Below are 21,770 nucleotides of genomic sequence, written 5' to 3'. Positions count from 1 at the left end.
GAGCCGGCCCCTGACCCTCGCATGCAGTCCTTGATCAACCGTCTTCAGCCGGGACCCGTGAGGAAGGTGAAGGTCCTCGGGTTCGACGGAGTGGACGTCATCGTGCAGCTCTCGGATGCCGAACGAGGGGCGACCGAGATCGGTCGGATTCCCCGGCAGGAAGCGTCGATGCGTCGGGTGGAGCATCCGGCCGAGCTGTTCGAGGTCGGCCAGGAGATCGATGCCGAAGAGATCGGGCGTTGGCGTGAGGGTCAGCTCCACCTCTCCGCCAGGGCGTGCGAGATCCCGGCCTTGCGGTCCTTCCTCCTCGCGTGCGAACGAGGACAGGTCGTGGAGGGGACGGTTGCCGCGGTTCACAACTTCGGGGTCTTCGTGCACGTCGACGGCGAACCGGACGGTCTGTGCACCGGCTTCATCCGGGTGCCGGACCTGACGTGGGGCTGGATCAACCACCCCGCCGAGGCGGTCGAAGCCGGCCGGCGGATCAGCGCCGAGGTGATCATTGCCGAGACGCGCACCGGACAGGTCACGCTCTCCATGAAGGCTCTGCGAGAAGATCCACTCATTCGGTTCGCGGATCAGGTCGGCCGGGTTCTCACCGGGCCCGTCATCAAGATCGTTCCCTTCGGTGTGTTCGTGCGGCTTGCTCCCGAGGTTATGGGGTTCCTTCACCTCTCCGAGCTGACCGACGAGCCGGTCGAGACCCCGGATCACCTTGTCGAGGAGGGCGAGCTGATGACGGTGGAGGTCACCGAGGTCGACCTCCAGCGCCACCGGGTGCGGCTGGGCGTCGTCGGCGGACCGGACGGGACTCGGCGAACCGCCGCCCAGTAGGTGGTAACACCTGTTACCGTGGCTGTATGGCCAAGACACAGCTGGGCGCCCGGGTCGACGACGAGATCGTTGAGCTGGCCAAGGCGCGTGCGAAGGAGATGGGGCTGCCCATCGGGGACTATCTGGCCCGTCTCGTGCTCGACGACGTCAGTGGTCTGCGGGCCCGTGGTCTGGCGGCCGCCCGCGGGTTCCTCGACGAGCACCAGGGCGTCTTCGACGACGCGGAGGACGCCGCCCGGCGCGGTGGTCCGGGGGCGCACGCCGCCTGATGGAACTGCACATCGACGTCCCCTGGATCCTCCAGGTCGCCGAGCTCGCCGGAGCGGGCGACCCGGCCCCGGACGACTACGGCGTCCCGGTCGCCGCCGTCGCCGCCCACCGGGGCGAACTGCTCGGACAGCCGGTGTACGACGGGCCCTACGCACGCGCCGCCGCACTCGTCCACATTCTGGGCCGGTGCCGTTGGCTGGAGCACTCGAACCTGGCCGTCGCCGCCGCCACCGGCGTCATGTACCTGGAGGCGTCCGGCATCACGGTCAAGCCCACGCGCGAGGACGCCACCGCACTGCGCGACCTCCTCCTCGATCCGGCGGGATGCGGCGCGGGCCGGATCGCGGCGCTGCTGCGGGCGTGGCCGACGACGACCTGAGCCCGCCCCGCCCCGGCACGGCACCTCACGAACGGACACGCCGTCTCGTCGTACCTCATGACGGCAGCCGCGACCCGAGGAGACGCTGACCCGATGAGCACCCGGCCCCCGCAGGACGACGACCGACCGCAGCGTGGCGAGCACCGGCAGGCCCCGGCTCAGAACTCTGCCCCGGACCTCGACGCGGTCATGAGCGAGCGGCGGGCGCTGACCAATCTCGCGTACCGGCTGCTCGGCTCGCTGGCCGATGCCGAGGACGTGGTGCAGGAGACGTACGCCCGCTGGTACGCGATGACGCCCGAGCGGCAGGCGGAGATCGCCTCGCCCGGCGGCTGGCTGACCAAGGTCGCCGGGCGGATCTGCCTGGACCAGCTGCGTTCCGCGCGGGCCAGACGGGAGCGGTACGTGGGGGAGTGGCTGCCCGAGCCGGTGCCCGGCGGCACCGGGTGGAGCCTGGGCCGGGACGCGCACAGCACGGCCGACCCGGCGGACCGGGTCACCCTCGACGAGTCGGTGACCATGGCGTTCCTCGTCGTCCTCGACTCTCTCACCCCGGCCGAACGCGTCGCCTTCGTCCTCCACGACGTCTTCCGCTACCCGTTCGCCGACATCGCCGACGTCGTCGGCCGCGCCCCCGCCGCCTGCCGCCAGCTCGCCACCTCCGCCCGCCGCCACATCCGCGCCGCGCAGACCCCGGTGGCACCGGCGACCGCCCAACGCGCCGCCGTGGTCAGCGACTTCAGGCAGGCCTGGCAGGCGCAGGACATCAAGGCCCTGGTCGCACTCCTCGACCCCGACGCCAGGGCGGTCACCGACACCGGCGGCCTCGTCCAGGCCGGGGCGCGGTCCCTCGCCGGTGCCGAGGCGATCGCGCGGGGGCTGATCGAGCTGTTCCACCGGGTGCCCGACCTGACCGTGGAGGAACGGGCCGTCAACGGCCTGCCGGGGCTGGTGATCCAGCAGGCCGGCGTCACCGTGACGGTGATGGCGCTTGAGGTGTCCGGCGACCGGGTCACCGATCTGTGGGCCATGCGCAATCCCGAGAAGCTGGGGATGTGGAGGGTCGGGACGGCAGGGTCGACGGAGACGGCGGTCTGAGGAGCGGTCAGGCGGTGCGGCCTGCGTCGAGCGTCACGATGCGGTCGGCGGCCGTGAGGCCCGCCCTGTCGTGGGTGACCAGCAGGGTGGTGCGGCCGCGCGTGGCGTCGAGGACGTCGGCGAGCACGGCGGCGGCCGTGTCGGGGTCGAGGCCCTCGGTGGGTTCGTCCAGGACGAGGACGGGCGGGTCCGCGAGCAGCGCGCGGGCCAGCAGGAGCCGGCTGCGCTGGCCGCCCGACACCTGGGTGCCGCCCTGGCCGACATAGGTGTCGAAGCCGTCGGGCAGTGAGTCGATCCACTCCAGGATCCGGGCCCGGCCGGCCGCGTCGCGCAGTGCGGACTCGGTGGCGCCGGGCCGGGCGATCAGCAGGTTCGCGCGGATCGTCTCGTGGAAGAGGTGCGCGTCCTGGGTCATGCCGGTGACGGTCCGCCGTACGTCCGCCCCGGCGCAGTCGCGCAGTTCGCGTCCGGCGACCCGGATGCTCCCGGTCTCGTACGGGACGAACCGCATCAGCGCCGCGATCAGGGTCGACTTGCCCGAACCGCTGGCGCCGAGCAGCACCGTGCGCCGTCCGGCCGGGAGGTCCAGGCTCAGTCCCCTCAACACCGTTGGACCGTCGGCATGGTGACGCACAGTCAAGTTGTCTATGCGTACGCCGATGGGGCCTTCGGTGGGGAGTGGCGGGGCTGGGGTGGTGGGCTCGGGGACCGGGGGCGGGGTGTCGAAGAGGTCGGCGAGGCGGCGGGCGCGGGCCCGTACCTCGACGAACCGGAACGCGGCGCCCGGCAGCGGTTCGAGGGCCTCGAAGGAGACCAGGGCGAGCACCGCCAGCACGGTGAGGTGGACGGCGGGCAGCCGGCCGGCGGCGTGGGCGTGCAGCGCGCTCCACACAACGGCGACCAGGGCCGTGCCCTGCACCACCAGCAGGACGGCCGAGGCCGACGACGTGGTCAGGGCGCGGCGCCGTTCCAGGCGGGCGATGCGGTCGGCGGCCCGGCGGGCGCGGCCGGCGGCGCGGCCCTGGGCGCCGTACGCGACGAGATCCGCCGCTCCTTCCGTCAAGTCCACGACCTGCGCGGCGAGTTCGGCTCGCGCCGTGGCCGTGGCCCGGCCCGTGTGCCGGGCCACGGCGAGCACCACCGCGGGCACGACCAGCGCCGCCACGGCGAGCAGCAGCCCGAGCAGGAGCCCCGCCTCCGGCAGCAGCACCACGGCCGTCGCCGTGGTGGCGGCACACACGCCGGCGGCCGCCACCGTCGGCAGCAGCACGCGCAGCAGCAGGTCCTGAGCGGCGTCGACGTCGTCGACGAGCCGCGTCAGCAGGTCGCCGCCGCGGAACGCGGGCGTGCCCGCGGGCGCGAGCGGCACCAGCGCCTCGTACACCCGGGTCCGGAACCCGGCGACGGCCCGCAGGACGCCGTCGTGCCCGAGCAGCCGGTCGCCGTAGCGCAGCGCCCCACGGCCGAGCGCCAGGGCCCGGACGGCGACGATCGCCAGGCCCACCGACGCGATCGGCGGCTGCTGCGCGGCCCGCGTGATCAGCCAGGCCGCGGTCGCCATGAGCGCGGCGGCGGCCAGTTCGCTGCCCGCCGCGGCGAGGGCGGCGGGCAGCAACCGGCGCCAGTACGGAAGGAGTTGGCGTACGAGACGCAGGGTGGGCCGTGATCCGGTGCGGCGCGGGCGGACGGGAGTGACGGATGCCGGGCGGGGGTCGGTGGGGAGGTGCGCGGCCGACGGTGATGGCCGTGGTGGCCGTGGTGGCCGTGATGGCCGTGATGGCCCTCGCGATGGTGAGGGTGAGGATGAGGGGGACGGCGAGGGCGTGATCATGGGGGCTGCGGCTGTCCTTCCTCGGACGGGTGGGGGAGTGGACCGCCGGGCGGCGCGGCGGGGCGTCATGGGGTCGGCGTCCGCTCCACGAAGGCCGGTCGGGGGCTCGCCGTGCGGCCTGACCGGAGCGTGACGACGCGGTCGGCGTACGGCAGCAGGCTGGTGCGGTGGGCCACCACGATCGCGGTGCGGCCCCGCATCAGCCGGGCCGTGGCGCGGGTGACGGCGGCCTCCGCGGCGGGGTCGAGGTGTGCGGTCGGCTCGTCGAGCAGCAGCACGGGAGCGTCTTTGAGGAACGCGCGGGCGAGCGCGATGCGTTGGCGCTGACCGGCGGACAGGCCCGCGCCGTGCTCGCCGAGCGGGGTGTCGTAGCCCAGCGGCAGCGCCTCGACGAAGCCGTCGGCGTACGCGCTGCGGGCCGCCTCCCGTACCTCGGCGTCGCTCGCGTCGGGCCGCCCGAGCCGGATGTTCTCAGCGACGGACGCGGCGAACAGATGGGGCCGTTGCGGCACCCACGCGATCCGGGTCCGCCAGTCGTCCGGATCGAGGCGGGCCAGATCGGTGCCGCTGACGGTGACGCGCCCCGCGGTGGGCCGCACGAACCCGATGAGCAGGGCCAGCAGCGTCGACTTGCCGGCACCGCTGGGGCCGACCAGGGCGACGTGTTCGCCGGGTGCGACGTCCAGCGAGACGCGGTCGAGGGCGGGGGTGGTGCGGCCGGTGTGGTGGACGGTGACGTCGTCGAGGCGCAGGGCGGGGGCGAGGGAGGAGGCGGCGGGTGCCGGACTCGGCGCCGGGCCAGTCGTTCCCGCGGGCGGTTCCTGTTCGTCGAGCAGCGCGAAGACCTGCCCGGCCACCGTGAGGCCCTCGGCGCTGTCGTGGAACGCCGAGCCCAGCGCCCGCAGCGGCAGATACGCCTCCGGGGCGAGGAACAGCACGATCAGGGCCGTCCGCAGATCGACCGTGCCCTGCAGCAGGCGCAGCCCGACCGGTACGGCGACGAGCGCGACGGACAGCGTGGCGACGGTCTCCAGGACCAGCGAGGACAGGAACGCCACCCGCAGCGTGCGCATCGTGGCGCGCCGGTGGGCCCGCGCCATCTCGCCGACCCGCCGCACCTGATGCCCCTCCCGGCCGAACGCGCGCAGCGTCGGCAGCCCGGTCACCACGTCCAGGAAGTGGCCGCCGAGCCGGGCGAGCAGCTGCCACTGCCGGGCCGTGCGCCGGGCCGTGTGCCTGCCGACCAGCGCCCCGAACACCGGGATCAGCGGCAGCGTCACGACCACGACGAGCGCGGACGACCAGTCCGTCACGGACAGCCACGCGACGACCGCGAGGGGCACCACGGCGGCGGCCGTCGTGGTGGGCAGGTGGCCGACGACGTACGGGTCGAGCGCGTCGAGGCCGCGTACCAGCAGGGTGGCCGTCTCGCCGTGGCCGCGGGCCGACGGACGCAGCGCCGTCGTGCCGCTGAGCCGGTCGGTGATCCGGGTGCGCAGCGCGTGCTTGGCGTCGGCCGCGGCGCGGTGCGTGAGGACGCCGCGCGCCCACGCGAGCACCGCCCGCCCCGCCACCACGGCGCCGGGCGCGACGGCCGCGGCGACGGTCACCGGGCGCCCGGCGAACCCGTCCGCGAGCACCGTCGCCAGCAGGGTCGCCTGACCGACGACGAGCCCCGCGCCAAGGAGTGCCAGGATGGCGCACCGCCTCACGTGGCGGCGCAGCACGGGCAGTTCGCGCATCAGACGGCGTTCGACCGGTTTCATGGGTGGTCCCTCTCCGGGCCGGGCGGGTGCGGGCTCAGAAGTAGCGGGGGTGGCGGTGGCCGGCGCGTCCCCGGAAGGCCCACCAGCTCCATGCCTGGTAGGCGAGGACCGTCGGGACGACGAAGACGCCGAAGGCGCTGAGGATTCTGAGCGTGGCGTCGTCCGTGACGGCGTGACCGACGTCAAGGCCGCGGCCCGCCGAGCTGATCAGCAGGTACGGGTAGTGCCCCGCCCCCACGAGCAGTACGGGCAGCGCCGTCGCCAGACAGGTGGACGCGAACGCCCTGACCGGGTGCCCGGCGGAGAAGGACCACCAGGCGGCACCGAACGCCCCGGCGAGCACCACGGCGACGACCACCGAGGCCGTGCGGTTGGTCAGGTCGGCGCCCGAGCCGACGACGGTCAGCAGCAGCGCGAGCAAGGCCGCCGCGCCGCTTGCGCCGATCAGCCGCACGCCCAACTTGTATGCACGGACGGCGAGTTGGCGGGAGGGGGCGCGCAGTGCGGCGAAGGCCGCACCGTGCGCCGCGAACAGCAGCAGCGTGGTGGCACCGCAGGCCAGCACGAACGGGGTGAACACCTCGGCCGCGCCCACCCGGAAACTGCCGTCCGCCCGGCGCGGCACCCCGTGCAGCAGCAGACCGACGACGAGCCCCCAGCACGCGGCGGGCACCGCGCCCCCGGCCACGATCAGTGCGTCCCAGATCCGGCGGCCCCGGGTGCTGCGCGCCCTGCGGCGCAGCTGGACGGCCGCGTTGCCGATGACCAGACCGGCCAGGATCGCGACGACCAGCGGGTACAGGCCGGGCAGCAGGCTGCCCTCCAGGTGCGGGAAGGCGCCGAACAGGACGCCCGCGAAGGCGACCAGCCAGACCTCGTTGCCGAGGAAGAAGGGAGCGATGGCGTCGAGCGCGTCGTGCGTGCCGTGCGCGTCCTGCGTCTCGTCCCGGTCGCTGTCGCTGTCGCTGTCGCTGTCGCCGAGCAGGGGACGCAGCATCTGTACGCCGTAGTCGTATCCGCCGAGGACGAAGTACCCGGCGAGCAGCAGGCCGAGCAGGGCCAGCCAGGCGGTCTCCAGACTCATGTCGTGCGTTCAACTCCTCAGAGGGCCGGGACCGGCTGGTCGTCGACGGTGTCTCCCGTGGGTTCGTCCGGGAGCGGCTCGGTGGCACCGAGCTGGGTGGCGGCGGGGCCGCGCAGGGCGAAGCGGGTGATCAGGGTCCAGTCGGTCACCGCGAGGGCGACGAAGATCGTGACGAACACGACGCAGGACGCGAGCAGCGATCCCCTGCCGACGTGGGAGAGGGCGTCGTCGACCGTCAACTGGCCGTATATCAGCCAGGGTTGGCGTCCCACTTCACGCACCACCCAGCCGCCGACGGAGGCGATGAAGGCGAACGGGACGAGCGCGGTCATCAGATGGGCGGCCGGGCGCCACCGCACGAGGCGGTCCTTCCACAGCAGGAACACCGCGACGAAGGTGAGGGTGGAGAGGGTGTTGCCGATGATCGTCATCGTGTCCATCGACAGCCGGACCCACCCCTCGGGCGGCACGTAGGAGCCGGGCCCGTACTGCTCGACGAGCCGCCGCCGCACCTCGGCGACACCGGAGTTCTCCAGCACGGCGTGCTTCATGGGCTGGGTCCGCTCGATGATCGGCCGCTGCATCTCGCCGACGACGACCACGAAGAACGAGGCCACCATGGCGACCCAGGTGCCGAGCCGCAGCGAAGCGCGGAACAGCTCCTTCTCCTCGGTGTCGCGGACCAGGTGCCAGGCGCTGACACCGGCCAGGAACAGGCCGCCGGTGGTGAGTGCGGCGAGCGTGATGTGACCGAGGGCGGTCAGGGAGGCGGAGTTGGTGAGCAGCGCCCCGAAGTCGGTCAAGTAGGCGGCGCCGTCGCGGACTTCGAAGCCCACGGGGTGCTGCATGAAGCCGTTGGCGACGAGGATCCAGTATCCGGAGGCGTACGCGGTCAGGGCGACCAGCCAGATGAGCGTGACGTGCACGCCCCGGCGCAGCCGGCCCCAGCCGAAGATCCACATGCCGAGGAAGGTGGACTCGGCGAAGAAGGCGATCAGGGTCTCCAGGGCGAGCGGGGCGCCGAAGACGTTGCCCGCGAACCTGCTCAACCCGCTCCAGCTGAGCCCGAACTGGAACTCCATGACCAGTCCGGTGACGATGCCGACCGCGTAGTTGATGACGTACAGCTGGCCCCAGAAACGGGTGCCGCGCTCGCGCACGGCCTTCGTCGCGGGGTCGCGGGTGTACGCGGCCCGGGTGTGCAGGACCGCCACGAGCGGGACGAGTCCCATGGTGAGGATCACGAACAGCCAGTGGATGCCGGTGGTGGCCGCGAACTGGAGCCGGGCCAGCTCCGCAGCGCTCATGGTGCACCGTCCTTGGTCGAGGGGCGGGGATCGGGGAGGGGCGGGGCAGGTGCCCCGTGGGTGCCCCGGTGACGACCGTAGGGACAAGCACTCATGTATTTCCAAGACCAGTTCTGCCATGGGGTGATGCCTCGGCAGGCATGAATGGAGGCGGACCGGGGGAGGGGTGAGGGTCGTGGACCTGTTGCAGTTGCGCTACTTCCAGCTCGTCGCCCGCTACGAGCACATCAGCCGCGCCGCCGACGAACTGGGCATCGCCCAGCCCTCGATCAGCCGCACCATCGCCCGTCTGGAGGGCGAGCTGGGCTCTCCGCTGTTCGACCGGCAGGGCCGCGGGATCCGGCTCAACGCGTACGGGGCGATGTTCCTGCGCCACGTGGACCGCACGCTGAGCGAACTCGACGACGGCGTACGGGCCGTGCGCGAGGCCGGTGAACTGGGGCTCGGCCGGGTCAGTATCGCGAGCGAGACCCTGCTGACCATCACCACGGTCCTCGGCAGCTTCCGCGCCGTGCAGCCGCACGCCGACGTCCGGCTCTACCAGTCGAACGCGGAGGAGATGGAGCGCCAACTACGCGTCGGAGAGGTCGACTTCTGCGTCGGGTCGCAGCCGCTGTCCGGCTCCCGGTTGCGGACGGAGGAGCTCGTACGGGAAGAGGTGCTGCTCGCCGTGCCGCGCGGGCACCGGCTCGACGGGCGGGAGAGCGTGACGATCCGCGAGATCGCCGGCGAGCCCTTCGTCACCACGCGCAGGGGCCACTGGCAGCGGACCCTCCTGGACCGGCTCTTCGCGGCGGAGGGGCTCACCCCCGTGCTGTCGTGCGAGGGCGACGAGCCGGGCGCGAGCCAGGTCCTGATCAGCGCGGGGCTCGGCATCGGCCTGATCCCGGCGATCTCCCGGGAGCTCGGTACCGGTTCACAGGTCCCGGTGGCCTGGGTCCGGGTGGACGCCCCCGCCTGTCAGCGCGTGCTCACGCTCGTCCGGCGCCGCGACGCCCACCTGTCCGAAGCCGCCCTGAGATTCCGGGAGTTCCTGATGTCCCGCCCGTTCATGACGCACCGTCTGCCCGGTCAGGCGCGGGCGAGTGGTGGTCCAGGAGGCGCGTGAGCAGTGTGACGAACTGGTCGCGTTCGGCCTGGTCCAGCGGCGCGAGCAGCTCGTCGTGCAGCTCGTCCAAGACGTCGTCGAGCCGGCGCAGCCGGCGGCGGCCGCGGGCGGAGATCGTGATGAGGTTGCGGCGCCGGTCGGCCGGGTCCGGTGCCCGCTCGACGAGTTGACGCCCGGTCAGTTCGTCGAGCACGCCGACCATGTCGCTGCGGTAGATGCCGGTGCGCCGGCTCAGCGCCGCCTGGCTGCCCGGACCGTGGTCCTGCAACGACGCGAGCACCGCGTAGTGCCACTTGCGGGCGTCGGCCCGGGCGAGCCCGTCGTTGATCAGCCGGTCCGACCGGGTCGTCAGCTGCGACAACAGCCGACTCGCCCGTCCCCGCAGCCGGTCGGGCACCCAGTGCGTGGCCTCGGCTCTGCTCATGGCGCCCATCCCGATGTCCCGATTCACGTGCTCCGTGACGACCTTGCGGTCCCTTGTGTTAGTGAGACTAACGCTATACGTTCGGTCACCCCGACACCGTTAGTGGCACTAACGGTGAACCGGCGACCAGGAAGGACCACCCACCATTCCCGCCAACACCCATGCGCACCGCGACACCAGGACCCATGGCAAGACCCATACCAAGACCCATACCAAGACCCAGGCCCTGCGGATACCCACCCCCGACGGTCAGGCCGACGCCTTCGCCGCTTTGCCCGACGACGGCGGCCGCCACCCGGGCGTGCTGCTGTATCCGGACGCGTTCGGCGTCCGCCCCGAACTGGAGGAACGAGCGCGCCAGTTGGCCGCACACGGCTACTGCGTGCTCGTCCCCAACCTCTACTACCGGCACGGCCAGGCCCCGGTCGTCGAACTCCCCGCCCACATCGGCGCGGACATCCGCCCCGCGGTCATCGAGGGCCTGATGCCCTACCTGGAGGCGGCGCTCCCCACCGAGCGCATCCTCCGCGACGCCGACGCCTACCTGGACTTCCTCACCGCGCGGCCCGAGGTCGCCGCCGGTCCGGTCGCCACCATGGGCTACTGCATCGGCGGCGCCCTGGCCCTGCGCGCCGCGACGGCCCACCCCGGCGAGGTCGCCGCCGTCGCCGGGTTCCACCCGGGCTTCCTGGTCACCGACGAGCCCGACAGCCCGCACCACGGCATCCCGGCACTCACCGCCGAGGTCCACCTCGGCCTCTCCGGGAACGACATGTCACCCGAGGCGCTCGCCGAGCTCACGCGCGCACTGGACGCCGCGGGCGTCGTCCACACCACCGAGATCTACCCCGACACCGTCCACGGCTTCACGATGTCCGACACGGACGCGTTCAGCCCGGCCGGTTCACGGCGTCACTGGGACCGGCTGCTGGCCCTCCTGGACCGCGCCCTGCGAACCGGCTGACGTCGCGCCTGACGAAGGCCGTGCTCCTCAACGGTCGTACTCCTCACCGGTCTTGCTCCTCTCCGGCCTTGCTCCTAAAGGGGCCCCCTCTTGCTCCTAAAGGAGCCCCGCTCCGCGACGACTCCTGGCACCATCTGCCCATGGACTCCAGCCGCGCCCGGATCGCGTCCGACCTCCGGTACAGGCAAGACGCAAGGACGACGAGAGTGATGAGCCTGGCGCTGGGCGCCGTGTCCGGGGTGCTTCTCCTCGGCGGCTGCGGTCTCACCGGCTCGGGGCAGGGCGCGGTGAGCCTCTCCGTCAGCGGCGGCTTCGCCGGGGTCCGGCACGGTGTCGAGGTCACGTCCGGCGGCGACGTCTTCCTCGTCGACGGCGCGGGCGACCGCACGCGGGCGGACGAACTGACGCGGACGGAGGAGGAGAAGCTGGACGGCCTCCTCGACGCCGTGGACGCCGTCGACCCACCCTCCCGCGCGGTCGACGACCGGTCCAGGGACCTGTTCGAGTACCGCCTCCAGTTCGACGGCCGCACCGTCGTCACCGACGGGTCGCAGGGCCTCGGAGCGGTCGACGACCTGATCGCCCACCTGAAGGAGATCAGGTCGTCCCGGCTCTGAGGTCACTCCCGGCGACCGCCGGGTCAGAAGTCGAACCCCCGGCTCAGCAGCTGGAGATGGCGGTCGTAGAGCGCGAGCAGATCCTCCTTGCCGTCCCCCTCGACCCAGTGCCGCATCAGCGTCGTGAACACCGCGATGATCGCGGCGGCCACGCACTTGACCTCCAGGTCGTGCGCGTCGCGCCCGCTGCGCTCGGCGATGACCTCGGCCAGCACGGCCTCGCTGCGCTCCTGCGGTGTCGTACGCGTCGTCATGTCAGCGATTCCGCGGGCTCGGGCAGGGTTCGGGCCACCTCCGTGGTCCCCTCCTTGGCCCTTCCATGGTCCCGGTGGCCGTGCCCCTGGGCAGGAACAGGGCGGCCGCGACCGCCGCGAGCAGCGCCAGGGCGCGGCAGCCGGCCAGCACCAGGTCCATGCTGTGGACGAACGCGGCGTGCGCGGGGTCGGCGAGGCCTTCCGTGTCGCGTGCCGTCTCTGGTGAACAGCAGAAAGGCACCCGCCTCGATCGATGTGATCGAGTGGGTGCCTTCCGCTGCGTGGGGCCGACGGCCCGCCCGGGGTCAGAGGCTGCGGGCGGCGATGTCGCCGTAGGTCGTGGTGGCGTTGATGTTCAGGCCGGCGTCGGCGCCGTCGGCGTTCTTGAGGGTGTTCTGGACCCGGCCGTAACCGGTGCTGGCGTCGAGGGTGGCGGAGGCGCCGTGGGCGGCGCCGACCGTGATGTCACCCTTCTCGGTGTTCAGGGTGAGGGTGCCGTGCGCGGCCTCGGACACCGTCAAGTCGCCCCGCTGGGTGCGGAGTTCGGCGGAACCGGTCAGGCGGCCCACGGTGATGTCGCCGTCCTGGAGGGTGAGGTGGGCGCCGGCGGCCTCATCGAGTGCGACGGGGCCCTGCGCGGCATCCACGGTGACGTCGCCGAGGCGGCCGGTGCTCCGCAGCTCACCGGCGGCCAGCTTGGCGTCCACGCCGGAACCGGCGGGCAGCTGGACCGTGATCTCGACGGAACCGGAGTTGCCCAGCGCCTTGTGCTGCGCCTCCGGGGTCTCGATCCGCAGGACGCCGTCGGCGAAGACGACCTCGACCAGCTCGGCGGCCTTGGCGTCACGGGACTTGGCGGCATCGGCGGGCCGGACCTCGACCGTGGTGTCGGCGCGGTCGGCGGCGATGAACCGGACGCGGGCGGCGGGAACGTTCAGGACGGTGGAGATCGGGGCGGCGGTGGCGAACTTCTGCATGGTGAGTTCCTTCATCCGTATGCCGTGGACCCTTGCGGCCCGTGGTTTCTGATGTCGTAAACGCTACGTTGCGTTCATGGTTCTGGCAACATGCTTGTTGCGTAAAAATGCAGTATCCACAGGTCAGATGCGAGATTTCGTTGCAACGGTTCAGAAGCTAACGCAACAGTGCTCGGTCAAGGCCGTAGCAATGAAATGAAAGTGAACGCTATGCTGGCGCCACCACGCACGCACAGGCACCCGCACGCACCGTGCGGACGCACCACGAAGGAGACCGTGATGCCGGGAGGCAGGCTCAGCCAGTCCGAACGCCAGCAGATCGCCCTGGGGCTGGCCGACGGCCTTGCCTACGCGGAGATCGCCAGGCGCCTGGAACGCCCGACCTCGACCATCACCCGCGAGGTCATGCGCAACGGCGGCCCCACCGCCTACCGCGCCGAGATCGCCCACCGCTCCACCGAACACCGCGCCCGCCGCCGCAAGAAGGCCGCACCGCGCGACGCCGGCACCGCCGCGCTGCCCCACGGCCGCGACCTCGAAGCCGTGCAGGACTACGAGGAGGAGTTCACGACCGTCTTCATGGCGTCGGGCCTGCCGCGGATGACGGCCAGGGTCATGGTCTGCCTCTACACCACCGACAGCGGCAGCGTCACCGCGGCCGAGCTCGTCGAGCGCCTCGAGATCAGCCCCGCCACCGTCTCCAAGGCCATCGCCTTCCTGGAGAGCCAGGGACTCGTACGCCGCGAGCGCGACGAACGCCGCCGCGAGCGCTACTCCGTGGACGACGAGGTCATGTACCAGTCCACGATCGCCAGCGCCCGCGCCACGGCCCGCGTCGCCGACGTCGCCCGCCAGGGCGTGACGGTCCTCGGCCCCGGCACGCCCGCCGCCACCCGCCTGGAGAACATCGCCCGCTTCGTCGACTTCATCTCCGAGAGCACCCTGCGCGCCGCGGAACAGGCCCGGGAGGTCCTGCACACCAAGCCCGCCAACCCGGCCCAAGGCAGCGCGAGTTGAGAACACAGGTGCGATGATCGGCGAGGCGCCCCACGGACACCGGGCGCCGACGCCCAGCACGCTCAGCCGCCCGGAGGCCCGCCCATGGAGATCACGCTGCGCGACGTCAGGGATGCCGATCTCCCCGCGTTCTTCGCCCAGACGAACGACCCCGAGGGGATCCGGATGGCGGCGTTCACCGCCAAGGACCCCTCGGACCTCGCCCGCTTCCAGGCCCACTGGGCCAGGATCCTGCAGGACCCGACGTGCCTCGTGCGCACGGTCGTCGCCGCCGACGGTGAGGTCATCGGCCACGCGTCCGTGTACGGCTCGCCCGGCGAACGCGAGGTCACGTACTGGATCGACCGCCGGCACTGGGGCCGGGGCGCCGCCACCGCCGCGCTGCGCGCCCTGCTCGACCTCGCCCCCGAACGCCCGCTCCACGCCCGGGCGGCCGCCGACAACGCCGCGTCCGTCCGGGTCCTGACGAAGTGCGGCTTCCTCCCCACCGGCACCGATCGCGGCTTCGCAAACGGCCGGGGCGAGGAGGTGGACGAGGTGCTCTTCACGTTGCCCGCCTGACCGCCGGCCGCCTGACCTCCGCCTGCCCGACCTCCGCCCGGCTGACCTCCGCCACGGCCCGTGCGCCCGTGGTCACCAGGAGGCCGGTGGCCTGGTGCGGGTGACGGTGGCGGGGAGGCGGCCGTGCTCGATCGTCTGCCGGGGCAAGGACAGGCCGAAGTGTTCACCGGCTACCGTCAGGAGGCGGCGCCGCTGTTCGAGGAGCGGGACCTCTTCGTCCGGGCCCAGCAGGTCGTCCATGCTGCCCTCCGGCGGGACGACCCCGGCCGCTTCCAGGGCCGGGCGCAGCAGGTCCGGCCGGGCTCCCGCCGGGTCGTGGCCGGAGCTCAGTTCCAGGTGCAGTTGCACCTCGCCGTCGGCGAAGTAGCTGAGGAAGGAAGGCGGGTCGTCCGGTCGCGGGTCGAGGATCAGCACCTCGGCGCCGTGCGAGACGGCCGGGTCCAGGGCCCACCCCTCGCTGCCGCCGCACTCCACGACGTACGACCAGTCGCCGCTCTCCCCGAGGCGGCCGACGCAGTAGACCTGCGCGAGGTCGACCATCCGGGACGCCTCCTGGAGGGTGAGGGCGGGGCCGACCTCCACGGGAGCGTGGTCCGCCATGCGCCCGGCGAGCTGAAGGGGGCTCAGGCCGCGGGCGCAGGTGACGTACAGGTCCGAGGCGTTCTGGTGGTTCGCGCCGGACCAGGCGTCCGCGATCCAGGCAAGGTCGTTCGGCACCTCGGGCAGCTCCGCTCTTCCAACGGTCGGGTGGTCTGTGGTCAGTCGTCAGCAGGCTTTCATGGCCGGGGAGTTGGCGTGCGGCATCAGTAGCCGATCGCCTCCCGCAGGAGCAGGACCGTGCCTCGGCCCGGGCGCGGGTCCGCGTTGAGGACGAGGAGGCGGTTGACCGCGCTCGGCACGCCGTACACCTCCTGGCTGCGGACGGTCTCCAGGGGGAGGGCGTGCTCCTCGATGCGGCGCAGGGCCGTGTTCAGGTCGGGCACCACCTTCTGGGCGCCGACGACCCACACCGCGTGCCCGGCGCCGCCCGCGTTGGCGGGGAGCTGGCTGCCGCTGCCCGAGGCGAGGACGAGGGAGCCGGTCTCGGTGACCGCGGCGACGCTGTTCACCACGTGGTCGGGGCAGGCGGTCAGCCGCCGGATCTCGTCGGCGCCCGTGGCCCGGTCGATGGCCAGGATCCGGGGCCGGACGGCGTCGTACCGGCCGCTGGCGTTGAGGTCGTCGTCGATGCCGGACAGCCGCAGCGTCTCGCTGGCCCCGGTGAGCACACTGGCCCCCTCGGGCACGAGGTCCTTGACGCGGGCCCGCGCCGCCGCCGCGTCGTCGAGGATCTCGGCGGCGAAGCCGTTGGCGCGCAGCGCGGCGGCCACCCGCTCAAGCCGCTCGGCCGGCGCCGGTTCGGTGAAGGACGTGGTCGGTCCGGGCGCCGCGCCCGCCAGCGGGGACGTGTCGAGGTACCTGACCTCGTAGACCCGCTCGGTGAACCGCCAGCCCTCCTCGGTGCGCCGGTAACGGTCGTGGTAGATCGCGTAGTTGAGGCCCTCGCGGCCGTCGAGGGTGCGCGCGAGCTCCTGGATGTACGTGCGGCCGGTCGCGGTGTCGCCGTCGAGGACGATCGTGCCGGGGTGCGTGGTCTGCACGAAGAAGTCCCACTGGCTCTGCAGCCGTTCGCCCCCGGCCCTGATCTCCTCGCGGCCGACCAGCTCGACGGGGATGTTGGGCATGCGCAGCGCACCGTCCACGGTGAACAGTGCCGCCATGCGGGGCCGGTCGCGCATCATGGCCGCATCGCTGAACTCGCCGCGCAGCGCCTCGATCTCGACGCGGTCGGCGGTGGCCTGGAAGTCGTTCATCGAAGTCCCTCTCGGTAGGACGTGCCTTCTCGCCGCTACGACAAGGCAGCCCGCCGGAATGTGAGGAGACGGGGCGCCCTGACATTCCGGCGGGCTGCGTTGTCGTAGTGGGTGGGGGAGCGGAAGCGAGCGAGGGAGAGGCGCACACCATGACCATCGGGACCGGAACTGGGGCCGGCGCCGGGGCAGGAACCGGGCACGGCGACGAGCAGGGCGACGAGCGGGGTGATCCCGGCCTCGGCGCGATCATGAGCGAGCGGCGTCACCTGATCAACCTCGGCTACCGCCTCCTCGGCTCCCTCGCCGACGCCGAGGACGTGGTCCAGGAGACGTACGCCCGCTGGTACGCCATGTCCCCGCGGGAGCAGCGGGCCATCGAGTCGCCCGGCGCCTGGCTGATGACGGTCGCCAGCCGCATCTGCCTGAACCAGCTCGGCTCGGCGCGGGTCAGGCGCGAGACCTACGTGGGCGACTGGATCCCCGAGCCGCTGCCCGAACCCACGGAGTGGAACGGCGGTCCTTCCGGCGGCGCGGACCCGGCCGACCGGGTCACCCTCGACGAGTCGGTGACGATGGCCTTCCTGGTCGTCCTCGACGCGATGACGCCGGCCGAACGCGTGTCGTTCGTCCTGCACGACGTCTTCCGGTACCCGTTCGGCGAGGTCGCCGCGATCGTCGGCCGCACCCCGGCGGCCTGCCGACAGCTGGCCTCATCCGCCCGCCGCCGCATCCGCACCGCCCACCCCACGACGGCGGCCCCTGCCACCGGACAGGCGGGCATCGTCCGGCAGTTCAGGACGGCGTGGGAGGCCAAGGACATCGAGGCCCTCATCGGCCTCCTCGACCCCGACGCCACTGCGACGGCCGACGGCGGCGGACTGGCGGTCACCCACCCGTGCCCGATCGTGGGCGGCGAACGGATTGCGCACGCCTACGCCGAGATCGCCCGGGTGGCCGGCGACCGCACCACCTTCCTGGAGTGCACGGTCAACGGCCTGCCCGGCCTGGTGGCGTTCCAGGGCGGCGCCCTCGTCACGGTGTTCGCGTTCGAGGTCGTCGAGGACCGCATCAGGAACATCTGGGCGGTCCGGAACCCCGAGAAGCTCCGGCCCTGGCGGACGACTGACGGACTGACGGACTGACGGACTGACGGACTGACGGACGGGCGGGCCGCCGGGCGGGCGGACGGGCGAGCGAACGCAGCACTGCGGCCCCCTCGGGTGCGCCGCCGGGGCGGGTGGCGCGGTCGAGGGGGCCGCAGTGACGTGCGGGGTCAGGAAGGGCCGGGGCCCGGTACCGGGGTCAGCGGCAGCATCCGGCGGTCGTCGGCGCGGGCGTCGGCGAGGAGTTCGCGGCCCTTGTCCGTCATGAGCTCCGGGCGCCACAGGGTGCCGCCGTCGAGTTCGACCGTGACGTCGCTGACGCCGTCGACGGCGCCCACCTTCTGCTCGATCGACTGCATGATGGTCGGCACGGCCATGCAGAACGGTGCCGTCAGACTGATGCGCACCGTCGCGCGCCCGTCAGGCGCGAGGGACACCGCGCGGATCAGGCCGAGGTCGACGAGGCTCATCGGGCGCTGCCAGGACTGGCTGCACGGGTCGTAGACGTCCTGGAGCGCGGTGTGGACCTGTTCGGTCGTGGCCGTCGCCGTCGCCGTGGCGGGAGCGGCAGCGGGTGCGGGTGCGGGTGCGGTCGGCGCGGTCACGAGGCGGCCGCCCACTGCTCGGGGCGCATCTCGCGCCAGTTGGCCCACAGGGGACGGTTCCCGCCGTGCTCGGCGCGGGCCCTCGCGAACTCGTCGTCCTTGATCTGCTCGGCCGCCTTCGGCAGGTCGATCCCCGCGATCCGCGCGTAGTTGCCGGCCAGGAACGCGGCCCGCTGGTCGTGGGTGATCTGCTCCAGGCCGTAGCGCTCCAGCGTGCGGTCGGAGAACGTCAGGCGCGCCATCTTCTCCAGCACGGGCTGCGGGTGGAAGTGCAGGGCCCCGGAGGCGTAGATGATCTTCTCGGCGCCGCCGAGGGAGATCATCTGGGCCAGCGCCTCCTCCACGTACCCCATGCCGTGCGCCAGGATCGCGGAGGTGATCTCCAGGTTGGCGTAGACGTTGGGCAGCCGCATCAGCGCCATAGCGACCTCCTCCACGAACGGCGGCAGGCCGGCGTGGACGATCTCGAAGGAGAGGTCGATGTGGCGGATGGCGACCGTCTCCAGGTCGTCGATGCCGAAGGGGCCGAGCGGCACCAGACCGTTCGGGACGATCTTGTGCAGCGCGATGATCTTGATGCCGAGCTCCTTGGCGAGCTCGAAGAGCGGCTCGAACTCCGGGTCGTCGAGCCGCCAACTCAGGTCGGGGGAACCGGCGTTGGGGTACATCTTGATGCCGATCGTGCCGGGCACCCGAGCCACCTGCTCGCGCAGGTCGCGCAGACACTCCTCGATGCCGACGGCGGGGTTGATCCCGGCGTACGGCACGATCCGGTGCGGCCACTTCTCGGCCAGCTCCCGGTTCTTCTCGCCGTTGCACAGACCGTCCTCGAACACGGCGTCGATGCGCAGCCGGTGGTTGACCGCCATGTCGACGTCGGACTCGGTGAAGAGCGTCCGTACGAGCAGCTCCGGCGGCCAGTCGGTGCAGAAGGCCTCGCGGGGGATGGCGGAGCCCTTCGTGGCGAAGCGCTCGTGCATGCCCCAGAGCATCTCGCGCAGGGCGAACGCGTGCAGGTTCGGGAACTCCCCGTCCTTGCGCAGGTTGTCGTCCGCCACGTTGTACGGGTGCACGGTGGCGTCAATCACGAACATGTTGTCGATCAACTGGATCTCCCGTAGCGGCGGTTGCGACCGGTCCGGCCGGTCGACGAGGGCGTGACGGGAGTGTGCGGCCGCGGCCTTCAGCGAGACTAAAGCGCCCGCCGGGACACTCCGGTCACCGACGGAAGGTGACCTTCGATGTTTTCTGCCCTGGGCTCCGCACTGCACGCACGGCGGCGCGTCGGCCTGTTACTGGCCGGGCTCGCCGCCGTCCTGGCCGCCCTGTTCGGCGGCACGGTGGACAGCAAGCTCACCAACGGGCTGTCCGACTACGACGATCCCGGCGGCGCCAACGTCGCCGCCCGCCGCATCATCCAGCAGGCCACCGGCATCGACGCCCAGCAGGGCTATGCCGTCCTCGTCCGCACGGACGCGCCGATCGACCCCGACGGCCCGCTGCCCGCGTCCGTCGCGGCCGCGGTCGACCTGCTCAAGGGCCGGTCCGAGATCAAGAGCGTCGTCGACTACGCGTCGGCGTCGAACCCCGCCCTCGTCTCCGACGACGGCCGCAGCACCGTTGTTCTCGGCAACGTGGGACCCATGGCCGAGAAGGCGACGGTCGCCGCCGAGAAGGAGCTCCAGGAGGCGATCGAGGACGATCCGGTCCTGCGCGACAACGCCTGGCTCGGCGGCGCGACCCCCGGCCACGTGCAGGTCGACCAGGTCTCCACCGACGACCTCGCCAGGGCGGAGGGCTTCGCCCTGCCGTTCATCCTGATCCTGCTGTTCCTGGTCTTCCGCGGTGTGGTCGCGGCGCTCGTGCCGCTGGCCGGCGCCCTGGTCACCCTGCTGATCACGTTCGCGGGGCTGCGCGTCGCCACCCTGTTCATGGACGTGTCGTCGGGCTCGCTCAACCTCGCCTTCGCCCTCGGACTGGGCCTCGCCGTCGACTTCGGGCTGCTGATGGTCTCCCGCTACCGCGAGGAACTCGCCGCGCACGGGCCCGGTGTCGAAGCCGTGCGCCGCACGATGGCGAGCGCGGGCCGTACCGTCTTCTTCAGCGCGCTGACCGTGGCCGCCGCGCTGGCCGCGATCACCGTGTTCCCGCAGCCCTACCTGCGGTCGATGGGTCTGGCCGGTGTGATCACGGTGATCGCGGCAGCCCTGTTCGCGCTGCTCGGGCTGCCGGCGCTGCTCGCCGTCCTCGGCACGCGCGTCAACGCCCTGGCACCGCGGCGCTGGCAGCGCAACGACGCGACCCAGGCGCAGGCGGGCCGCCGCTGGCACCGGATCGCTCACGGGGTGATGCGCCGGCCCGTGCTGGTCGCGCTCGGCGCGACCGGCATCCTGCTGCTGGTCGCCGCCCCGGTGACGGGCCTCAAGTTCACCGGCGCCGACCCGTCCATGCTGCCCGCCTCCACCAGCGCCGGACACGTGTCGCGGGAGTTGGAGAGCGACTTCTCCAAGCCGCCCGCCGCGCCGATGCAGATCGTGCTCGACACCCCGTCGGCGGACGGCCGGATCACGGCCTACGCCCGCCAGGTCGCGGCCGTGGAAGGCGTGGAGGCGGTGGCCGACCCGGTCCGGCTGGACGACCGGCACTGGCAGATCGACGCGGTGTTCGGCGGCGCCCCGCTCGGCACCGAGGCCAAGGACGCCGCACAGCGGGTGCAGGACCTCGACGCGCCGGTCCCCGCGCGCTACACCGGGACGACCGCCGACTTCCTCGCGCAGAAGGCCAGCATCGGCGCCCACGTACCGCTCGCCGCGGGGACCCTCGCCGTGATCACGCTGCTCCTGCTGTTCGCCTTCACCGGGTCCGTGCTGCTGCCGCTGAAGGCGCTGGTGATGAACACCCTCTCCACGGGGGCCGCGCTCGGCTTCCTCGTCTGGGTGTTCCAGGACGGCAACCTGGGCTTCGCCGCCCAGAACGGCATCGAGGCGACCTCCCCGGTGCTCGTCCTCGCGCTCGCCTTCGGGCTGTCCACCGACTACAACGTCTTCCTGCTCGGCCGGATCAAGGAGGCCAGGCAGGCCGGTCTCGACGAGCGCTCGGCGGTGGCCGAGGGACTGGCGCGCACCGGTCCCGTGGTCACCTCGGCGGCTGCCCTGTTCTGCCTGGCGCTGGGCGCGCTCGCGCTCTCCCGCCTGGTGCTGCTGCAGGAGTTGGGGCTCGGCACCGCGTTCGCCGTGCTGATCGACGCGACGGTGGTCAGGGCCCTGCTGGTGCCCTCCCTCATGGCGCTGCTCGGCGGCGCCAACTGGTGGGCCCCCGGCCCGCTGCGCCGCCTGCACACGCGCCTCGGGCTCGACCGGCTGGAGGAGGCGGAGCCCGCTGCCGCGGTGGCCCCGGTCCCGGTCCCGGGTGAGCATCCGGCGGAGCCGCTCGACCGGCAGCCCGCTGCGCGGGTGACCTGACCGGTCCCCGCCCGCTCGACGGCCCGGGTCCCGCACTCTCTGCGGGCCCGGGCCGACGTGCGCCGTGGGCACGCGAGGGTGCCGAACGCGCCATTTACGCTACTCCTGTTGCGTAAATAGGAGACCCCTGCCTACTCTGAATGACGAAACGGTCGTATCGAAATGCGTGGTACGGCAGCACGCCCCTGACCCATCGGCCGGCGCCCGGCCACGCCCGCGGGCCCCGGCCGAACAGACACCGGCAACCCCGACCGCAA

General features: G+C 72.5%; 22 protein-coding genes. 11 read left to right on the top strand and 11 right to left on the bottom strand.

Annotated elements, in window-relative coordinates; translation table 11 throughout:
* Positions 1–21: 21 nt before the first annotated feature.
* The 4 genes from RBJ77_RS25910 to sigJ (RBJ77_RS25895) all read left to right on the top strand — a co-directional run bounded on the left by RBJ77_RS25910 (position 22) and on the right by sigJ (RBJ77_RS25895) (position 2,581).
* Entirely contained in the window at positions 22–834 is an 813-nt protein-coding gene (locus tag RBJ77_RS25910) for a S1 RNA-binding domain-containing protein (RefSeq protein ID WP_372347229.1), read from the top strand.
* A gap of 26 nt (positions 835–860) precedes the next feature.
* Positions 861–1,103: a hypothetical protein gene (locus tag RBJ77_RS25905; protein ID WP_372347228.1), complete on the top strand. Its 243-nt coding sequence runs from the start codon at positions 861–863 to the stop codon at positions 1,101–1,103.
* Positions 1,103–1,483 carry a fic family toxin-antitoxin system, toxin component gene (locus RBJ77_RS25900; protein WP_372347227.1) on the top strand — a complete coding sequence of 127 codons (381 nt, stop codon included), beginning with the start codon at positions 1,103–1,105 and terminating at the stop codon, positions 1,481–1,483. The genes RBJ77_RS25905 and RBJ77_RS25900 overlap by 1 nt, the downstream gene beginning before the upstream one ends.
* A gap of 93 nt (positions 1,484–1,576) precedes the next feature.
* Positions 1,577–2,581, top strand: coding sequence for an RNA polymerase sigma factor SigJ (gene sigJ, locus RBJ77_RS25895; RefSeq protein WP_372347226.1), 1,005 nt, complete (start codon positions 1,577–1,579; stop codon positions 2,579–2,581).
* A 7-nt stretch (positions 2,582–2,588) separates the two neighbouring features.
* Here the strand turns inward: sigJ (RBJ77_RS25895) and cydC are convergent, their stop codons facing one another.
* The 4 genes from cydC to RBJ77_RS25875 form a co-directional block, all read right to left on the bottom strand.
* Positions 2,589–4,235, bottom strand: a complete 1,647-nt coding sequence (gene cydC, locus RBJ77_RS25890; protein ID WP_372347246.1) for a thiol reductant ABC exporter subunit CydC — start codon at positions 4,233–4,235, stop codon at positions 2,589–2,591.
* 242 nt (positions 4,236–4,477) lie between these two features.
* Complete coding sequence (gene cydD / locus RBJ77_RS25885) at positions 4,478–6,178, bottom strand: thiol reductant ABC exporter subunit CydD (RefSeq protein ID WP_372347225.1); 1,701 nt, start codon at positions 6,176–6,178, stop codon at positions 4,478–4,480.
* Positions 6,179–6,212: 34 nt separating this feature from the next.
* The gene (gene cydB / locus RBJ77_RS25880; protein ID WP_372347224.1) at positions 6,213–7,262 is read right to left on the bottom strand and encodes a cytochrome d ubiquinol oxidase subunit II; all 1,050 of its coding nucleotides are present in this window, start codon (positions 7,260–7,262) and stop codon (positions 6,213–6,215) included.
* A 17-nt stretch (positions 7,263–7,279) separates the two neighbouring features.
* Complete coding sequence (locus tag RBJ77_RS25875) at positions 7,280–8,569, bottom strand: cytochrome ubiquinol oxidase subunit I (RefSeq protein WP_372347223.1); 1,290 nt, start codon at positions 8,567–8,569, stop codon at positions 7,280–7,282.
* A 175-nt stretch (positions 8,570–8,744) separates the two neighbouring features.
* Between RBJ77_RS25875 and RBJ77_RS25870 the strand changes: the two genes are divergently transcribed.
* Positions 8,745–9,677 (top strand): LysR family transcriptional regulator, encoded by a 933-nt coding sequence (locus tag RBJ77_RS25870; protein WP_372347222.1) that lies wholly within the window; start codon positions 8,745–8,747, stop codon positions 9,675–9,677.
* Here the strand turns inward: RBJ77_RS25870 and RBJ77_RS25865 are convergent.
* Positions 9,619–10,110, bottom strand: a complete 492-nt coding sequence (locus RBJ77_RS25865; protein ID WP_372347245.1) for a MarR family winged helix-turn-helix transcriptional regulator — start codon at positions 10,108–10,110, stop codon at positions 9,619–9,621. The genes RBJ77_RS25870 and RBJ77_RS25865 overlap by 59 nt on opposite strands.
* 217 nt (positions 10,111–10,327) lie before the next feature.
* Between RBJ77_RS25865 and RBJ77_RS25860 the strand changes: the two genes are divergently transcribed.
* Positions 10,328–11,065, top strand: coding sequence for a dienelactone hydrolase family protein (locus RBJ77_RS25860; RefSeq protein ID WP_372347244.1), 738 nt, complete (start codon positions 10,328–10,330; stop codon positions 11,063–11,065).
* A gap of 209 nt (positions 11,066–11,274) precedes the next feature.
* Positions 11,275–11,682, top strand: a complete 408-nt coding sequence (locus RBJ77_RS25855) for a hypothetical protein (protein WP_372347221.1) — start codon at positions 11,275–11,277, stop codon at positions 11,680–11,682.
* A gap of 23 nt (positions 11,683–11,705) precedes the next feature.
* Here the strand turns inward: RBJ77_RS25855 and RBJ77_RS25850 are convergent, their stop codons facing one another.
* The gene (locus tag RBJ77_RS25850; RefSeq protein WP_372347220.1) at positions 11,706–11,936 is read right to left on the bottom strand and encodes a hypothetical protein; all 231 of its coding nucleotides are present in this window, start codon (positions 11,934–11,936) and stop codon (positions 11,706–11,708) included.
* A 305-nt stretch (positions 11,937–12,241) separates the two neighbouring features.
* Complete coding sequence (locus RBJ77_RS25845) at positions 12,242–12,913, bottom strand: DUF4097 family beta strand repeat-containing protein (protein ID WP_372347243.1); 672 nt, start codon at positions 12,911–12,913, stop codon at positions 12,242–12,244.
* 279 nt (positions 12,914–13,192) lie between these two features.
* Between RBJ77_RS25845 and RBJ77_RS25840 the strand changes: the two genes are divergently transcribed.
* Together RBJ77_RS25840 and RBJ77_RS25835 are read left to right on the top strand one after the other, a co-directional pair.
* Entirely contained in the window at positions 13,193–13,930 is a 738-nt protein-coding gene (locus RBJ77_RS25840) for a helix-turn-helix domain-containing protein (RefSeq protein WP_372347219.1), read from the top strand.
* Positions 13,931–14,014: 84 nt separating this feature from the next.
* Positions 14,015–14,491 carry a GNAT family N-acetyltransferase gene (locus RBJ77_RS25835; RefSeq protein ID WP_372347218.1) on the top strand — a complete coding sequence of 159 codons (477 nt, stop codon included), beginning with the start codon at positions 14,015–14,017 and terminating at the stop codon, positions 14,489–14,491.
* Positions 14,492–14,563: 72 nt separating this feature from the next.
* On the opposite strand, the gene RBJ77_RS25830 is transcribed toward RBJ77_RS25835, so the two are convergent.
* Entirely contained in the window at positions 14,564–15,208 is a 645-nt protein-coding gene (locus RBJ77_RS25830; RefSeq protein WP_372347217.1) for a DUF6461 domain-containing protein, read from the bottom strand.
* Between the two features lie 86 nt (positions 15,209–15,294).
* Positions 15,295–16,344 (bottom strand): nuclear transport factor 2 family protein, encoded by a 1,050-nt coding sequence (locus RBJ77_RS25825; protein ID WP_372347216.1) that lies wholly within the window; start codon positions 16,342–16,344, stop codon positions 15,295–15,297.
* Positions 16,345–16,493: 149 nt separating this feature from the next.
* On the opposite strand from RBJ77_RS25825, the gene sigJ (RBJ77_RS25820) reads away from it, so the two are divergent.
* Positions 16,494–17,486: an RNA polymerase sigma factor SigJ gene (sigJ, locus tag RBJ77_RS25820; RefSeq protein ID WP_372347215.1), complete on the top strand. Its 993-nt coding sequence runs from the start codon at positions 16,494–16,496 to the stop codon at positions 17,484–17,486.
* Between the two features lie 131 nt (positions 17,487–17,617).
* Here sigJ (RBJ77_RS25820) and RBJ77_RS25815 read toward each other — a convergent pair whose 3' ends face one another.
* On the bottom strand, positions 17,618–18,052 hold the full coding sequence (locus RBJ77_RS25815; protein ID WP_372347214.1) for a metal-sulfur cluster assembly factor: 435 nt from the start codon (positions 18,050–18,052) through the stop codon (positions 17,618–17,620).
* Positions 18,049–19,146: an amidohydrolase family protein gene (locus tag RBJ77_RS25810; RefSeq protein ID WP_372347213.1), complete on the bottom strand. Its 1,098-nt coding sequence runs from the start codon at positions 19,144–19,146 to the stop codon at positions 18,049–18,051. Before RBJ77_RS25810 ends, RBJ77_RS25815 begins: the two co-directional genes overlap by 4 nt.
* Positions 19,147–19,293: 147 nt before the next feature.
* On the opposite strand from RBJ77_RS25810, the gene RBJ77_RS25805 reads away from it, so the two are divergent.
* Positions 19,294–21,513 (top strand): MMPL family transporter, encoded by a 2,220-nt coding sequence (locus RBJ77_RS25805; protein ID WP_372347212.1) that lies wholly within the window; start codon positions 19,294–19,296, stop codon positions 21,511–21,513.
* The last annotated feature ends 257 nt before the right edge of the window (positions 21,514–21,770 follow it).

Source organism: Streptomyces sp. KL116D (genome assembly GCF_030766975.1).
GTDB classification, from domain to species: Bacteria; Actinomycetota; Actinomycetes; order Streptomycetales; family Streptomycetaceae; genus Streptomyces; species Streptomyces longispororuber_A.
Note: the sequence above shows the minus strand (reverse complement) of the source record. Positions and strands in the feature narration are given on the sequence as shown.

Bases quoted from the DNA above. Each gene is read 5' to 3' on its own strand.
- RBJ77_RS25845 (WP_372347243.1), bottom strand. From the start codon at position 12,913: ATGCAGAAGTTCGCCACCGCCGCCCCGATCTCCACCGTCCTGAACGTT.
- RBJ77_RS25875 (WP_372347223.1), bottom strand. From the start codon at position 8,569: ATGAGCGCTGCGGAGCTGGCCCGGCTCCAGTTCGCGGCCACCACCGGC.
- sigJ (WP_372347226.1), top strand. From the start codon at position 1,577: ATGAGCACCCGGCCCCCGCAGGACGACGACCGACCGCAGCGTGGCGAG.
- sigJ (WP_372347215.1), top strand. From the start codon at position 16,494: ATGACCATCGGGACCGGAACTGGGGCCGGCGCCGGGGCAGGAACCGGG.
- cydD (WP_372347225.1), bottom strand. From the start codon at position 6,178: ATGAAACCGGTCGAACGCCGTCTGATGCGCGAACTGCCCGTGCTGCGC.
- RBJ77_RS25825 (WP_372347216.1), bottom strand. From the start codon at position 16,344: ATGAACGACTTCCAGGCCACCGCCGACCGCGTCGAGATCGAGGCGCTG.
- RBJ77_RS25865 (WP_372347245.1), bottom strand. From the start codon at position 10,110: ATGGGCGCCATGAGCAGAGCCGAGGCCACGCACTGGGTGCCCGACCGG.
- RBJ77_RS25855 (WP_372347221.1), top strand. From the start codon at position 11,275: ATGAGCCTGGCGCTGGGCGCCGTGTCCGGGGTGCTTCTCCTCGGCGGC.
- RBJ77_RS25835 (WP_372347218.1), top strand. From the start codon at position 14,015: ATGGAGATCACGCTGCGCGACGTCAGGGATGCCGATCTCCCCGCGTTC.
- RBJ77_RS25910 (WP_372347229.1), top strand. From the start codon at position 22: ATGCAGTCCTTGATCAACCGTCTTCAGCCGGGACCCGTGAGGAAGGTG.
- RBJ77_RS25840 (WP_372347219.1), top strand. From the start codon at position 13,193: ATGCCGGGAGGCAGGCTCAGCCAGTCCGAACGCCAGCAGATCGCCCTG.
- RBJ77_RS25905 (WP_372347228.1), top strand. From the start codon at position 861: ATGGCCAAGACACAGCTGGGCGCCCGGGTCGACGACGAGATCGTTGAG.
- RBJ77_RS25850 (WP_372347220.1), bottom strand. From the start codon at position 11,936: ATGACGACGCGTACGACACCGCAGGAGCGCAGCGAGGCCGTGCTGGCC.
- RBJ77_RS25900 (WP_372347227.1), top strand. From the start codon at position 1,103: ATGGAACTGCACATCGACGTCCCCTGGATCCTCCAGGTCGCCGAGCTC.
- cydB (WP_372347224.1), bottom strand. From the start codon at position 7,262: ATGAGTCTGGAGACCGCCTGGCTGGCCCTGCTCGGCCTGCTGCTCGCC.
- RBJ77_RS25810 (WP_372347213.1), bottom strand. From the start codon at position 19,146: ATGTTCGTGATTGACGCCACCGTGCACCCGTACAACGTGGCGGACGAC.
- RBJ77_RS25805 (WP_372347212.1), top strand. From the start codon at position 19,294: ATGTTTTCTGCCCTGGGCTCCGCACTGCACGCACGGCGGCGCGTCGGC.